This window comes from Roseateles sp. (genome assembly GCF_031397715.1).
Lineage (GTDB): Bacteria > Pseudomonadota > Gammaproteobacteria > Burkholderiales > Burkholderiaceae_C > Paucibacter_A.
The window spans coordinates 1-13,611 of the sequence record NZ_JANNMI010000240.1; the positions used below are offsets into that span (position 1 = coordinate 1).

General features: G+C 64.9%; 11 protein-coding genes and 1 pseudogene. 4 read left to right on the forward strand and 8 right to left on the reverse strand.

Annotation, left to right across the window (positions count from 1 at the left end; translation table 11 throughout):
- The 7 genes and pseudogenes from RMO57_RS10300 to RMO57_RS10330 form a co-directional block, all read right to left on the reverse strand.
- A pseudogene (locus RMO57_RS10300) lies at positions 1-365 on the reverse strand (ABC transporter permease); the annotation flags it as partial.
- Positions 366-389: 24 nt separating this feature from the next.
- Positions 390-1,250, reverse strand: a complete 861-nt coding sequence (locus RMO57_RS10305) for an N-acetylmuramoyl-L-alanine amidase (RefSeq protein WP_310386317.1) — start codon at positions 1,248-1,250, stop codon at positions 390-392.
- A gap of 11 nt (positions 1,251-1,261) precedes the next feature.
- The gene (locus tag RMO57_RS10310) at positions 1,262-2,230 is read right to left on the reverse strand and encodes a BadF/BadG/BcrA/BcrD ATPase family protein (protein ID WP_310386319.1); all 969 of its coding nucleotides are present in this window, start codon (positions 2,228-2,230) and stop codon (positions 1,262-1,264) included.
- Positions 2,231-2,428: 198 nt separating this feature from the next.
- Positions 2,429-4,039 (reverse strand): glycoside hydrolase family 10 protein, encoded by a 1,611-nt coding sequence (locus RMO57_RS10315; RefSeq protein WP_310386321.1) that lies wholly within the window; start codon positions 4,037-4,039, stop codon positions 2,429-2,431.
- A 5-nt stretch (positions 4,040-4,044) separates the two neighbouring features.
- Positions 4,045-5,181 (reverse strand): DUF5009 domain-containing protein, encoded by a 1,137-nt coding sequence (locus tag RMO57_RS10320; RefSeq protein ID WP_310386323.1) that lies wholly within the window; start codon positions 5,179-5,181, stop codon positions 4,045-4,047.
- Positions 5,178-6,500, reverse strand: a complete 1,323-nt coding sequence (locus RMO57_RS10325; RefSeq protein ID WP_310386324.1) for an MFS transporter — start codon at positions 6,498-6,500, stop codon at positions 5,178-5,180. The genes RMO57_RS10320 and RMO57_RS10325 overlap by 4 nt, the downstream gene beginning before the upstream one ends.
- Positions 6,497-7,396 carry an N-acetylmuramic acid 6-phosphate etherase gene (locus RMO57_RS10330; RefSeq protein WP_310386325.1) on the reverse strand — a complete coding sequence of 300 codons (900 nt, stop codon included), beginning with the start codon at positions 7,394-7,396 and terminating at the stop codon, positions 6,497-6,499. The genes RMO57_RS10325 and RMO57_RS10330 overlap by 4 nt, the downstream gene beginning before the upstream one ends.
- Before the next feature lie 207 nt (positions 7,397-7,603).
- Here RMO57_RS10330 and RMO57_RS10335 point away from each other — a divergent pair, with 207 nt between their 5' ends.
- The 4 genes from RMO57_RS10335 (at position 7,604) to RMO57_RS10350 (ending at position 11,846) form a co-directional block, all read left to right on the forward strand.
- A complete protein-coding gene (locus RMO57_RS10335; RefSeq protein ID WP_310386327.1) occupies positions 7,604-9,202 on the forward strand; it encodes an ABC transporter substrate-binding protein in 1,599 nt (532 codons plus the stop codon).
- A 93-nt stretch (positions 9,203-9,295) separates the two neighbouring features.
- Positions 9,296-10,201, forward strand: coding sequence for a LysR family transcriptional regulator (locus tag RMO57_RS10340; RefSeq protein WP_310386329.1), 906 nt, complete (start codon positions 9,296-9,298; stop codon positions 10,199-10,201).
- Entirely contained in the window at positions 10,198-10,800 is a 603-nt protein-coding gene (locus tag RMO57_RS10345) for a M15 family metallopeptidase (RefSeq protein ID WP_310386331.1), read from the forward strand. The genes RMO57_RS10340 and RMO57_RS10345 overlap by 4 nt, the downstream gene beginning before the upstream one ends.
- 14 nt (positions 10,801-10,814) lie before the next feature.
- Complete coding sequence (locus RMO57_RS10350) at positions 10,815-11,846, forward strand: LD-carboxypeptidase (protein ID WP_310386333.1); 1,032 nt, start codon at positions 10,815-10,817, stop codon at positions 11,844-11,846.
- On the opposite strand, the gene dacB is transcribed toward RMO57_RS10350, so the two are convergent.
- Positions 11,843-13,282 carry a D-alanyl-D-alanine carboxypeptidase/D-alanyl-D-alanine-endopeptidase gene (dacB, locus tag RMO57_RS10355; RefSeq protein WP_310386335.1) on the reverse strand — a complete coding sequence of 480 codons (1,440 nt, stop codon included), beginning with the start codon at positions 13,280-13,282 and terminating at the stop codon, positions 11,843-11,845. The two genes, RMO57_RS10350 and dacB, sit on opposite strands and share 4 nt — an antisense overlap.
- Between the last annotated feature and the right edge of the window lie 329 nt (positions 13,283-13,611).

The window sequence follows — 13,611 nt, forward strand, 5'->3', positions numbered from 1 at the left end:
CCCGCCAGCACGCCGAGCAGCAGCCCCAACACGACCGCCATCACCAGCGCGGCCAACGCCAGCTCCACCGTGGCCGGGAACAGCGCGGCGAACTCAGCAGACACTGGCTCGCGGCTGACCAGCGATTGACCCAGATCGCCCTGCATCAGTTGAGTGACGTAATGCCAATATTGCGCGGGCAGCGATTGGTCCAGGCCGAGCTGCTTGACCAAGGCGGCATGCGCCTCGGGGTCGAGGCGGCGCTCGCCCATCATGACCTCGATCGGGTCGCCCGGAATCAAGCGAATCAAGCCGAATGACACCAGCGTGATGCCGATCAAGGTCGGCAGCAGGCCGCCCAGCCGTTTGAGAATGAAGCCGAACATGGGCGCTTTTTCTTTCTTTCTTTTTTACCAGCGCGAGGTGTAGGGCTTGGGCTTGGGCGTAGCGGCCGAACCGCTGGCGTTGAGCAAGAGCCCGCCCGGACTGAGCATCACCTCCAGCAGCGCGGCGGTTTCGGCGTCCGGCAGGCCGGCGTAATCGCTGGGTCGGTACTTCATCTGAAAGGTTGACAGCACGTCGCGGGTCATCGCGTCCATCTCACCATTGCGCGGCAAGTTGTAGCCAACTCGGGCGAGCTTGTCCTGGAACCACGTGGCATCCGGCATTTGCGCTTCGAATTGCAGCTGCTTGACCTGCACCTGCGCCGCATCGGGCCAAGGGATGATGCCCTCATCGGCCAAGCGCTTCCAGGGGAAGTTGGGGCCCGGATCCTGTTTGCGGCCGGGCGCAATGTCGGCGTGGCCGATGATGCGCTCGGGCCGGATCTGGTGGCGGGCGACGATGTCCTTGACCAACGCCACCACCTCATTCACCTGCGCCTCGGGGAAGGTCGCGTAGACGCGGCCATTGGGGCCGTCCACATAGCCGGCGTTGACGATTTCGATGCCGATCGACGAGGCGTTCAAGTGCGTGTGACCGGCCCAGAAGCTCGGGCCGGCATGCCAGGCGCGGCGGTTTTCGTCCACCAGCAAATAGCTGCGGGCCGGCTCGTCGCGCACCAGATAGTGGCTGCTGACCTGCCCGCCGGTGGTCAGCACGCGCAGCGACTTTTCCCAGTCGATGACGGTGTAGTGCAGCACCAGGAAGAGCGCGCGGCTGTCCTGGTTCTCGGACGTGTAGCTGCGGTCAATGTGAGGGCCGGTGGCGCAAGCGCTGAGCAGCAGCGCCAACGTGGCACCGAGCAGGGTCTTCATGAGGGATGAATGCATGGTGTTGGGAGTTAGCAAGGAGTGAAGTCGGCACTGGCGGCGGTCAGGGCAGCGTGGGCGTGTGGCTGCAATTGTTGCAGCTTGATGCTGGGAACATGCGCTGCGCCCAGAACCTCACGCAAGCCCTGCTCGATCAACGGGCTCAGACTCAGCACGCGGCCGGCCACAACAATGGGGCGCGGGCCGAAGCGCTGCAGCAGGGTCAGGCCGAGGCGGCCAAGCTCCTGCCCGGCGCGGCGCAGCAAGTCGGCCGCGCGCGGGTCTTGGGCGGCCGTTGCCGCCACGGCCAGGGCCAACAGGCCTAGTTGGCCGCGCGAGCCCTGGTAGACGTAGGCACGGGTGCGGGCCCAGTCGCTGGCCCCGATGGCCGTGAACAAGCCGCGTGCCATCGCTGATTCGGCCATCGCACTGCCCGGTGCGGCGTCTTCCATGCGCCAGACTGCGGCCAGCGCTTGAGTCGCTATCCAGCCGCCGCCGCCCTCGTCGCCGAGCAAGAGGCCACGCCCGCCGGCCCGGTGCAGCAGGCCCTGTTGATCGACATAGGCCGCTATCGAGCCGGTGCCGGCGTAGATCAGATAGCCTGCTGCGGGACTGCTGAAAGCGGCTTGCCAGGCCAGCTGGATGTCGCTGGTGCACTGGATGGCCGCGGGCTCAAGCGCCAGTGCTTGCGCGAGCAACTGTTTCATCAATGCAATGCCTTGCGGGTCGGAGTCGGGCAAGCCGGTGATGCCGGCACGCACGGCGCAGGCCTGACCGTAGGGCGCGAGCGCCTGCGCCAGTTTGCCCAAGCTGCAGAGCAAATCGGCGAGCCCGGCCGCGCTGGCAAGCTGCAGGCCGCTCAAGCCGGCCACCTGGCCTTCGGCCAACAGCTCACCCGCACGGGCCAGCGCCCAGCGGGTCTGCGTGCCGCCGGCGTCCAGGCCCAGGCCGAGGCTGTTTTTGGCTTCGGCATGGGTTGGTGGAGGCAGAACTTCATTCATGACCGACAGCCTAGGGCCGTGATCAGGCGCAAGCAAATGTCAATGCGGTGAGCGGGCATAACTTTTGCGCATGGCAGGCCATTCGAGCCCGGTAGGTTGGAGTGAACGCCGTGAACTCCAACAACAAGTGCGCCACAAATGCAAGTGCGGTGGCAGCGCAGGGTCGTTGCCTAGCGATGAATGTTGGAGTTCGCAGGCTCACTTCAACCTACCGATCTCGACTCTAAAGCCCACCCGCTCGCCCTCAACGCCGTTGCGCTGCAGCGGCGCCAGCACCAGCGCCGTCAGGCCCGCTGCGGGAATGCGGATGCCGCTGTAGCCGAGCTGAAACTGCCAGCCGCCGCCGTAGCGCAACCACAGCGCCACGGCCGCACCGCGCTGGGCCTCGGCGGCGAAGTCCAGCCGCAGCTGCAGCAGCTGCTGCAGCTGCGGCTGCTGCGTATCGCCCGCCGACCATTGCAAACTCGGCGAAGGCAAAGCATCCACAGGCGCCGCCGCCACCCACGGCGTCGCCGGCACCAGCGCCGCCTCTGGGTAGACGGCCGCGCTCAAGTGATCGGCCAAGCCGCGCCGGTTCTGGCTCAGCGCCACCATGCTGAAGTGCACATGGCCGGAAGACGGCGCCAATTCCCGCTGCAGTTCGATCTGGCCGCTGATCTCTTCGACCGGCCAACTGTCCGGCTTGGGGTTGTCGGCGGCCAACACCCGGCTGCTGTAAAGGCCGGCCCAGATGTGTCGGCGCTGTGGGTTCTGCGCGAGCCAATAGCTCAGCAAGGGGCCGAAGGCCTGGGCCTTTTGCGCCCGTGGCCAATAGAGCTGCGGCACCAAATAGTCCAGCCAGCCGCGCGCCAGCCACAGCTCCACATCGGCATAAAGTTTGTCGTATTGGCTGAAGCCGACAATGCCGCTCGGGCGCTGACCCGGCTTGCCCAGACCAAAGGGGCTGACACCCAATTGCACCCAGGGCTTTTGGGCCTTGATGGCCGCATACAGACGCTCAATCAGCTGATTGACGTTTTGCCGCCGCCAATCCGCGCGCGCCAGGGCGCCGCCGCTTTGCGAGTAGCGCTGCCAGGCCGGCGCGTCGGGAAAGTCCAGCTCTTCCTTGCTGCCCTCGGCCCGGCCGGCTGCATTTGCAGGCAGGGCCAAGGGGTAAGGGTAGAAGTAGTCATCGATGTGAATGCCGTCCAGGTCATAACGTTTCAAAACATCGGCAAAAACCGCCAGCGTGTGCTCGGCCGCCCCCGCTTCACCGGGGTCGATCCAGAGTTGGTCGCCGTAGGTCTTGACCCAGTCCGGCCGCACGCGCCCCAGGTGGTTGGCGGCCAGTGCCGACTTGGCACTGCTTTGACGGGCCCGAAACGGGTTGAACCAAGCGTGCAATTCCAGGCCGCGCTGGTGCGCCTCAGCTATCCACAGGGCCAGCGGGTCATAGCCCGGCGACACCCCTTGCGTGCCGCTCAAATACTCGCTCCAAGGCTCCAGCTCCGACGGGTAGAAGGCGTCGGCGCTGGTGCGCACCTGCAAAATGATGGCGTTGAGCTTGAGCGCTACGGCGCGGTCCAGAATGACGCGCATCTCGGCCTGTTGCTGCGCCGCGCTCAGGCCGGGTTGGCTGGGCCAGTCGATATTGGCCACCGTCGCCACCCAGGCGGCGCGGAACTCGCGCGGCGCAGGCCCAGGCAATTGCGCCAACTCGGGCGCCGCCACCAGGCGCGGTGGCGGCGGCATCTGCGCAGGAAGCAAGCCGACACAAGCCGACAAGGGCGCGACCGTCAAACCGGCCAGGGTGGTGCGGCGAGTCAACATCGTGTTCAGACCTTTATAAAGATGCGGCGGCGCCAGAGCAGCCAGGCAATCACCCACAAGGCCGCCGTAAAGCACAGCGCATACAAGAGCGACGCATTCACCGGACGCCATTCGAGCGCCTGGATCGGGGCATAGGCCCACCCCTTCAAGCTCAAGCCGGCGGCCCCGATTTTGAGCGTCGCCATCAGCTTGGCGATCAGCCCGGACAGCGCAAAGATGAACAGCGCATTCATGCCCAACATCAACAACGGCCGTGCGGCGATAGCCAAACGGGCCCGCCATCTTGGCAAGGGCATCGCGTCGAGCAGCCAGTAAAAGACCGCCAACAGCAGCAGCGCCCAACCCGTCATCGCAACGGCATAGGACGGCGTCCACAAACTCTTGTTGATCGGCATCAGCCAAGCGTCCAACAACTGCCCGACCCACAAACAGGCCAAGCCCGCCAGCATCAACCAAACCGTCTTTTCCATAGCATCCCGGCGCGCGAGCAAACCGCGCCCGACCACCGCACCGAACAACAGACTCGCCACCGCCGGCAGCGTGGACAGCAGGCCTTCGGGGTCCCAGGTCTTGCTGTTGCGCCACAGATGGCCGTCCATCAGCGCGCGGTCAAGCCAAGCGCCAACATCTTCACCCGGCTGGAACGAGGCCAGATGCCAGACCCCATGGACGTCGGGCACCGGCACCAGGCATTGAATCAGGCTGTAAGCCACCAACAGGCCCAAGGCCCAGGCTAACTGGCCACGCCAACTGAACCACAGCACGATCGGCGCCGCCAGCAAGGCGCATAGGCCCAGTCGCTGCAGCACACCGGGGATGCGCAACTCGCTGAAGTTGAAGCCGGGGATCAGATTCAACAGCAGGCCGATGGCAATGATGGTCAGGGCGCGGCGGGCGGTCTGGCGCAGCAATTGCAACTTTGCATCGCCGGCCTGGGCGCGCGCGCCCAAGCTGATCGTCATCGAGATGCCGCTGATGAAGACGAAGAACGGAAAAATCCAGTCGGTGAAGGTCCAGCCATGCCACGGCGCATGGGCCAAGGGGCCGTAGAGATGGCCCCAATCACCGGGGTTGTTGACCAGCAACATGGCGGCGATGGTGAAGCCACGAAAGGCATCCAGCGACAGCAGCCGCTGCTTCAAGCTGCGTCCACCTGTTTGCCGAAATCAGCCGGGATTTTCAGCATCGCGGTGATCGCAAACGAGGGGATGGTTGCCACCAGCACCCAAATGAAGAAGCCCACATAACCCAATGCTTGCTGCAACCAGCCGCTCCACATGCCGGGCAGCATCATGCCCAGCGCCATGAAGCCGGTGCAGATCGAGTAGTGCGCGGTCTTGTGCGGACCGTCGGCGACCAAAATCATCACCATCAAATAGGCCGTAAAGCCCAGCCCATAACCGAACTGCTCAACCCCCAAGGCCACACTGATCAGCGCCAGGTTGCTGGGCAAGTACAGCGCCAACACCAAGAAGGCCGCGTTAGGCACATGCATCAAGAGCACCAGCGGCCACAGCGCCCGCTTCAGACCAACGCGCGAGATCACCCAGCCGCCCAACAAGCCGCCCAGCGTCAGCGCCGTCAGGCCGACCGTGCCGTAAGCAATGCCGACTTGTTTGTTCGACAAAGCCAGCCCACCCGCCACCGCGCTGTCCAGCAAAAAAGGCGTGGCGAGCTTGAGCAACTGCGCTTCAGGGAAGCGGTAGAGCAGCAAGAAAGCGATGATGACGCCGATGCCGGGCTTGCGAAAAAAAGCCGCGAAGACGGCGAAAAAATCGCGCAGCAAGTCGCCTTGGCCCGCACTTGAGTCTTGGTCGGCGGCGGGCCGTGGCAAGGCCCACAAGTGGTAAAGACCCAGCAGGCCGAACAGCCCGCCGAGCAAGGCCAACACGGTGCTCCAGGCGCTGACCATGCTGCCGCTGCGCTCGAACAGCTCACCGGCCAAATAGACCAGCCCACCCTGGCCGCCAATATTGGCGAGCCTGTAAAAGGTTGAGCGCACACCCACAAAGGCGGCTTGGGTGCCTTGCGGCAAGGCCAACATGTAAAAGCCATCGGCGGCGATGTCATGCGTGGCCGAGGCAAAGGCCATCAACCAAAACACCGCCAGGCTCATCTGGAAGGCACGCGAACCCGGCAGCGTCAAGGCCACCAGGGCCAGAGCCGCGCCGATGACAAATTGCAGCGCCCAGATCCAGCGCCGCTTGGCGCCCAGCAACTCAATCAACGGCGACCACAGCGGCTTGATCACCCAGGGCAGGTAGAGCCAGCTGGTGTAGAGCGCGATCTCGGTGTTCGAGAAGCCGAGGTTCTTGTACATGATGACCGACAGCGTCATCACCACCACATAGGGGATGCCTTGGCCGAAGTAGAGCGTCGGGATCCAGGCCCAGGGTGAGCTTGTGCTTGTGCTTGTGCTCGTGCTTGCCGCTGCGGCTGCGGCGCCTGCCCCGTCCCTCACGGGGTAGCGTCCGCCTGAGCTTGCAAGGCTGCGCGCACACTGCCGTCTGCTAACGCCAAGGCAGCGCGTGCTTGCGCAGGTGTGAGCTGCAGCCGCAGAGCGACGACGGCCAGCTTGACGTGGTTCTCGCAGCGCTCCAGCATGGACCGGGCGCTGGGCTCATCGCACTCGCCCGCTTGCATCGTCAGCGCAATGGCGCGGCGTACCAGCTTGGCATTGCTGGCCTTCACGTCGACCATCAAATTGCCATAGACCTTGTTCAGCTTCACCATCAAGGCGCTTGAGAAGGTATTCAGCGCCATCTTTTGGGCACTGCCCGCCTTCAGCCGGGTGCTGCCCGAGATCACCTCGGGGCCGGTGTCCAGCGTGATGCCGATTTCGGCCAGCTCGGCCACCGGCGCATTCGGGTTATTGGCAAAACCCAAGCTCAGCGCACCCGCCCGGCGGGCCTCACGCAGCGCACCCAGCACATAGGGCGTGGCGCCCGAAGCCGCCAGCAACAGCACCACATCCAGCGGCCCAGGCTGCAGCGACAACAAATCCAGGCCGCCTTGTGCCTCGTCATCCTCGGCGCCCTCAACCGCCACAAACATCGCCGACGGGCCACCGGCCAGCAAGGCCACAGCGCGCTCGCGCGGCCATGAAAATGTCGGGTGCAGCTCAACACTGTCCAGCACACCCAGCCGCCCCGACGTGCCCGCACCGACATAGATCAGGCGCCCGCCCGCCTGGATGCGCGGCAGCGCTGCGGCCACCGCGCGGGTCAGCTGTGGCACGGCCAAACGCACCGCCTTGACGGCATCAAGCTGGTCTTCAACGAAGCTGGAAACCAGCTCCGGCAAGCTGTACTGGTCCAGCGCGGCGTGCGCGCTGCTGGGTGTCTCGGTCCTGAGCATGGAATCTCCCTCTTTTACTTGCCCGCACTCTAATGCGCTTGGCTGCCAAACACCAATCACGACAGCCTCGGCAGTCATAACCGAAGGTGATTGAACAGCCAAGGCCGACCCCATAATAAAAACTTATGACCGCCCCGCCTCATTTCAGTTGCGATGATGGGTTGGTCACACCAACAATGCCCGTCATTCAACCCCCGCCACTGATCCATGACACGTTCGCATCACGCCCTTTCGCTTGCCCTGCTCAGCATGGTGCTTGCAAGCGCGAACAGCCAAGCACAAACGCCCAAGGCCAAACCCCTGGTTTATTGCGCGGATGCCAGCCCCGAGGGGTTTGATCCCGGTCTGTGGGACAGCGCCAGCACCAACACCGCCACCGGCCAGATGTTCCAGGGCTTGTTGCAGTTCAAACGCGGCGGCACCGATTTGCAGCCTCATTTGGCCAGTGAGTGGAGCATCTCGCCCGATGCCAAGAGCTTCACCTTCAAGCTGAGGCCTGGCGTGAAGTTTCATCAAACGCCCTACTTCACGCCGACACGCGAGTTCAATGCCGACGACGTGCTGTTCACCTTTGGCCGCTTCATCGACCCAGCACATCCTTTCAACAAGGCCTTCCCCGCCAACTTCATCTACCCGCAAAACCTTGGCCTGGCCAAGCTGCTGGACGGTATTGACCGCATCGATGATCACCAAGTGCGCTTTCGCCTGAAGGCTCCGAACGTCACTTTTGCGGCCAACTTCGCGATGGCCTGGGCCGGCATCCATTCGGCCGAATATGGCGCGCAGCTGCTCAAAGAGGGCCGCGCCAGCCAGATCAACAACCGCCCCATCGGCACCGGGCCCTACCGCTTCAAGTCTTACGCCAAGGACGATGTGCTGCGCATGCAGGCCAACCCGGACAGCTGGACCCCCAGACAGCGAACCGAGAAGCTGATCTTCAGCATCAGCCGCGAACCCAATGTGCGGGTGCAAAAGCTGTTGGCCGGTGAATGCCATATCGCCTCCGCCGTGCGCGATGTGGACCTCGCCGCGATGGACGGGCGCCGCGACATCACGGTGTTGAAGACGCAGGCGCTGAACATCTCTTACCTGGCTTTCAACCTGCGCAAGGCGCCGACCGACCTGCGCGCGGTACGCGAGGCGCTCGACATCGCCGTTGACCGCCAGGCCATTTTCAAGGCGCTGTTCCCGCGCGGCGACGCGCTGCAGGCGGTGAGCGCTTTTCCGCCCACCATTGCGGGCTTCAACAGCGCTTTGAAGAATGAGTACAACCCGCAGCGCGCCCGCGACCTACTGGCCAAGGCCGGCTTTGCCAGCGGCCTGGAGCTGGACCTGTGGGCGCTGCCGGTGTCCCGCCCGACCAATCCGAACGGGCAGCTGATGGCGCAGCTGATTCAACAAGACTGGGCCAAGATCGGGGTCAAGGCCAACATCAAGACCTATGAATGGGGCGAGTACCTGAAGCGCGCCAACAACGGCGAGCACAGCGTTTACATGAGCGGCTGGTCCGGCGAGACCGGCGACGCGGATGAATTCCTGACGCCCAATTTGAGCTGCGCCGCCAACACGACCGGCATCAAGTTCTGTAACCCTGAGTTTGAGCGGCTGATCGACGCCGCCCGCGCCACCCCCGACCCGCAGGCGCGCGCCGCCCTTTACGAACAAGCCCAAGTGATTTTCAAACGCGAGCGGCCCTGGATCACGATGGCGCATTCGACCGTCTACATCCCGATGCGCAGCGATGTGCAGGGCTTCATCATGGCGCCCAACGGCAGTGTCGATTTCGAGAACGTCTACAGAAAATGAACAAAAAACGCAGGGCCGAGCGCCGGGCCGCCCCAAGCCGGCCCACGCCCCCTCGGGGGGCCGGTCGGTGTAATCACCGGACGAGGGGCTGACATGAGACTTCGGCATATCGAGGTTTTTCACGCCATCATGCAGGCCGGCACCATCAGTGGAGCGGCGCAGTTGCTGCATATCTCGCAGCCGGCCGTCACCAAGGTCTTGCAGCATTGCGAGCTGCAGCTGCGGATGAATTTGTTTGACCGGGTGCGCGGCAAGCTCTACCCGACGCCGGAGGCGCACCGGCTCTTCATCGAGGTCGACAAGCTCAACCGCGACCTGGTCGGCATCCGCCGATTGGCCGCCAATCTACGCGGCGGCGAGACCGAAATGGTGCGCCTGGTGGCGACGCCGACCTTGGCCGCGGCGGTGATCCCGATGGCGATGACGCAGTGGTGCAAGGCCTACCCGCTCAGCCACTGCTCGCTGGCCACCAACCACACGCGCGAGATCATCTCGGCGCTGCTGCTGGGCGAGGCCGACTTGGCGCTGTCGCTGCAGGACCCGCGCCACCCCGGCATCAAGACCGAGGTGTTGGCCAGTGGGGTGATGACGGCGCTGTGCCCGCTGGGCAGCCCCGAGGCGAGCGAGACCGGGCCGCTGTCGCTGGATCAGATCCGTACGCCCTTGGTGGGCCTGGCCGGTGACGACCCACTGGCGGCCATCGTGCTCAACGCAGCGGAGGCGCTGGACACCCCCTTGCAAAGCCGCATCACCGTGCAGACCTATCAGCTGGCACGTGCCTTGGTCGAGGCCGGCGTCGGCATGACCTTGGTCGACCCCTTCACCGCCGCTTCCGCCGACCGCAGCCGCGTTTGCCTGCGGCCGCTCAAGCCCGCCGTGCCGGTGCAGCTGTATTTGCTGACCGCCGCTAACGCGCCGTTAGCTCAGACCGCGCGACGGCTGGTCAAGTACCTGGGCGAAGCGGCGCGCAAAAATCTGGAAGGCTTGGCTCCGCCATGATCGCCTGCGAAGACATCCCCGGCCACCCCGACTTTTGCTCGCTGCTCAGCCTCAGCGCCGTCAGCATCGAGTTGCGCTACGCGACGCCCGACAACTTTGTTCAGCGCGCCATCTACGGCGGCCTCGACTGCGCGTGGCTGCGCCGCGAAGCGGCCGCGGCGCTGCTGCTGGCGGCCGCTTGGTTGAGCGCTCAACGCCCCGGCTACCGTTTGCTGGTGCTGGACGCGCTGCGCCCGCAACGCGTGCAAGAAGTGCTGTGGGCCGAGCTGCAGGGCACACCGCTGCGGCAATACTTGGCTGACCCTGAGCGCGGCTCGATTCACTCGTTTGGCATGGCCCTCGACCTCACGCTGCTGGACCCGCAAGGACGCGAGGTCGATATGGGCTCGGGCTTTGACGAGATGAGCTTGCTGTCGCACCCCGACCATGAGGCCGAACACTTGGCGCTGGGTTTGCTCAAGCCGCAGCAGCTGGCCGAGCGCGGTTGGCTGCGGGCGGCGATGCGGCAAGCCGGCTTTCAGATGCTCAGCACCGAGTGGTGGCACTTTGATTTCGGCGACCGGGTCGCCGTGCGCCGTGATCTGCCGCGCGTTTTATGAAAAAGAGAAAAACTATGCGCCTGGATCGACGCCAATTTACCCAGGTGCTGGCCGCTGGGGCCGGCTCGCTCAGCGTCGCTGCGCTGGCCAACCCCAAGCCGCTGCTGCGCGCCAAACGCTTGAGCCCCGGCGACACCATCGGCCTGATCAGCCCCGCTAACGCGACTTACGAGCGGGAGCCGTTCGAGATCGCCACCGAGGCGCTGCAAGCACTCGGCTTCAAGGTCAAACACGGTCAGCACCTGCGCGCCCGCTACGGCCAGTTCGGCGGCACAGATGCGCAGCGCGCAGCCGATGTCAACGCGATGTTCGCCGACGACTCGGTCGCCGGCATCATGGCCATGACCGGCGGCTCCGGCTGCAACCGCATTGTTGACAAGCTGGACTACGCCTTGATCGCGGCGAAGCCCAAATTCTTTGGGGGTTTTAGCGACCTGACGTCGCTCATCAACGCCATCCACGCACGCACCGGCCTGGTCACTTTTCATTGCCCGATGGCGGCCTCGGAGTGGAACGAGTTCAGCCTGCAAAGCTTTCGCGCCACGGTGATGGAGGGGCTGACACCGCTGCTGCGCAATCCCGTCGAGCCTGGCGATAACCTGGTGCAAACGCAGGATCGCATCATCACCTTGCGCCCGGGCCGTGCGCGCGGGGCCCTGTTGGGCGGCAATTTGGCGGTGCTGGCCTCGCTGGCCGGCTCGGCCTATATGCCGGATTTTCGCGGCGCCATTTTGTTCCTGGAGGATGTCAACGAATACATCTACCGGGTCGACCGGATGTTGTCGACGCTGCGCCTGAGCGGCGCCTTCGACGCCTTGGCCGGCGTGGTGATCGGCAAGTTCAGCAAATGCGAGCCCGGTGACGGTTTCGGCACGCTGACGCTGGACGAGGTCTTCGATGACTACTTTTTGCCGCTGAACGTGCCGGTGTTTCGCGGCGCAATGATCGGCCACATCAAGCGCAAACACACGCTGGCCGTGGGCGCGCCGGTCGAGATGGACGCGACGGCCGGCACGTTGCAGCTGTTGCAGCCGGCCGTCCTTTAGTCAGCCTGTCGGGCCACCCAGTCCACCAGGGCATCCAGCACCGGCCGGCCCTTGGCGCCACTGCCGGGGCCGTTCAGCATCACCACCACCACCCACGGGCGCTGTTGTGCGTCGTACACATAACCTGCCAGAGCAACGGCGTCATTGAGCGTACCGGTCTTCATGCGCGCGCGCCCTTCGGCGGCCGAGCCCTTGAAGCGCCGGCTGAGCGTGCCGTCAACGCCGGCCAGCGGCAAACTCGTCAACAGCTCCGGCGCATGGCGGCCGCTCCAGGCCACCTCCAGCAAGGCCGCCAGCTGCGCCGGCTTGATACGCTCGCTGCGCGACAGGCCCGAGCCGTTGTCCAGCACCAGGCCGGCGCTGTCCAGCCCCTTGCTGACAAACCATTCTTGGACCGCACGCTGCGCCGCCGGCCGGGTGTCCTCGTCGGCAGCGGCGCTGGCCGCACCCAGGCGCAAATAGGTCAGCCGGGTCAGCGCGTTGTCCGAGCGCTTCATCATGCCGCGCACCACCTCGGCCAATGGCCGCCCGTGATGGCTGGCCAAGACGCGTGCACCGGCCGGCGTGGCCCCCTCTTGGTCGGTGCCGGCACCGAAAGCACCGCCCAACTCCTGCCAAATTTGGCGCACGGCCTGCGCCGTCAGCCATTGGCGATCAAGCAGATTCAGCTCGGCACTTAGAACGCAAGCGCGTGGGAAAGCGCCGGCCAAGGCGATCCGCCGAACTTGATCGTTATCCAGCACCTGCGGCGCCAGCCAGTCCTCGTCCCAGTCCTTGCAAGCTTTGTCGCTGAGCGTCAACGCGCCGACGTCCAAGGCGATGCCGGGCCAGGCCGGGAAGACCCGCGCCTTGATGGTTTGAGCATCCGCAGTGAAGCGGTAACTCAGCAGATTGCCGTTCAGGTTCAGCGCATCGGGGATGACGTTGTAGGCAAACTCAGGTGCCTCATCAAACGCGGGCGCGCCTAGGTCCAGCCGCGCCGGGCGGAACAGGCTGCGGTCCACCACCAGGCCGCCTTGAATCTCGCGCACGCCTTGCTCACGCAGCTCCCGCAAGAGCATCTGCAGAGCGCCCCAGTCGAGGTCGGTATCGCCGCCACCGCGCAAATAGATCGGGCCCTGCAAGACATCACCCAGCAAGGGCGCGGCGGCCAGCAAATCGGTGCGGCCACGCGCATTCGGGCCGAGCTTGTCCAGCGCCACCACCGTGGTCACCAGCTTCATGCTGGACGCCGGCTGCATGGCCAGCTCGGCATTGACCCGCAAGGCGCGCGACCGGTCGTGTAGCGGGTAGGCCACGAGCCCAAAGGTCGCCTGCGTCAGCTCCGCCTTGGCGATGGTCTGCGTCACTTCGACCGGCAGTACAGGGCTGGTGCGCAAGCCTGCGCAGCCAGTCAAACCCCAGATCGCTGCGACCCACAAATATTTCAGGCCCATGTCTCAGTTCTCACCGTACGGGCGCTGGCAAAGCCAGCCGGCGTGCGCGGGCCGCGCCGGCGTGGCGCGGATTTTGAGTTCGGTGATCGGGTGCATGGCGGCGGGCTTGAAGTGGGTAGACCGAGGGCACTGTAGCGCCCTCATCGGCCGTTGCCGCCACACCCGCTCATCACTACTTGGCGGTCGGCAGCAACTGCAAGTCATAGGGCGCGATCCCAGGGCGCGCATTCCCGTAGGTTATGCCTACTCGACAAGCATTCATTGCGCTGGAAACCACAACTACGGTCAACCCCTCTGGCCGGCAGCGCCGTCGCGACGGATCATCGATC

Excerpts from the sequence above, each read along its gene's own strand:
- dacB (WP_310386335.1), bottom strand. The coding sequence starts at position 13,282 with ATGGGCCTGAAATATTTGTGGGTCGCAGCGATCTGGGGTTTGACTGGC.
- RMO57_RS10335 (WP_310386327.1), top strand. The coding sequence starts at position 7,604 with ATGACACGTTCGCATCACGCCCTTTCGCTTGCCCTGCTCAGCATGGTG.
- RMO57_RS10315 (WP_310386321.1), bottom strand. The coding sequence starts at position 4,039 with ATGTTGACTCGCCGCACCACCCTGGCCGGTTTGACGGTCGCGCCCTTG.
- RMO57_RS10330 (WP_310386325.1), bottom strand. The coding sequence starts at position 7,396 with ATGCTCAGGACCGAGACACCCAGCAGCGCGCACGCCGCGCTGGACCAG.
- RMO57_RS10345 (WP_310386331.1), top strand. The coding sequence starts at position 10,198 with ATGATCGCCTGCGAAGACATCCCCGGCCACCCCGACTTTTGCTCGCTG.
- RMO57_RS10310 (WP_310386319.1), bottom strand. The coding sequence starts at position 2,230 with ATGAATGAAGTTCTGCCTCCACCAACCCATGCCGAAGCCAAAAACAGC.
- RMO57_RS10340 (WP_310386329.1), top strand. The coding sequence starts at position 9,296 with ATGAGACTTCGGCATATCGAGGTTTTTCACGCCATCATGCAGGCCGGC.
- RMO57_RS10305 (WP_310386317.1), bottom strand. The coding sequence starts at position 1,250 with ATGCATTCATCCCTCATGAAGACCCTGCTCGGTGCCACGTTGGCGCTG.
- RMO57_RS10350 (WP_310386333.1), top strand. The coding sequence starts at position 10,815 with ATGCGCCTGGATCGACGCCAATTTACCCAGGTGCTGGCCGCTGGGGCC.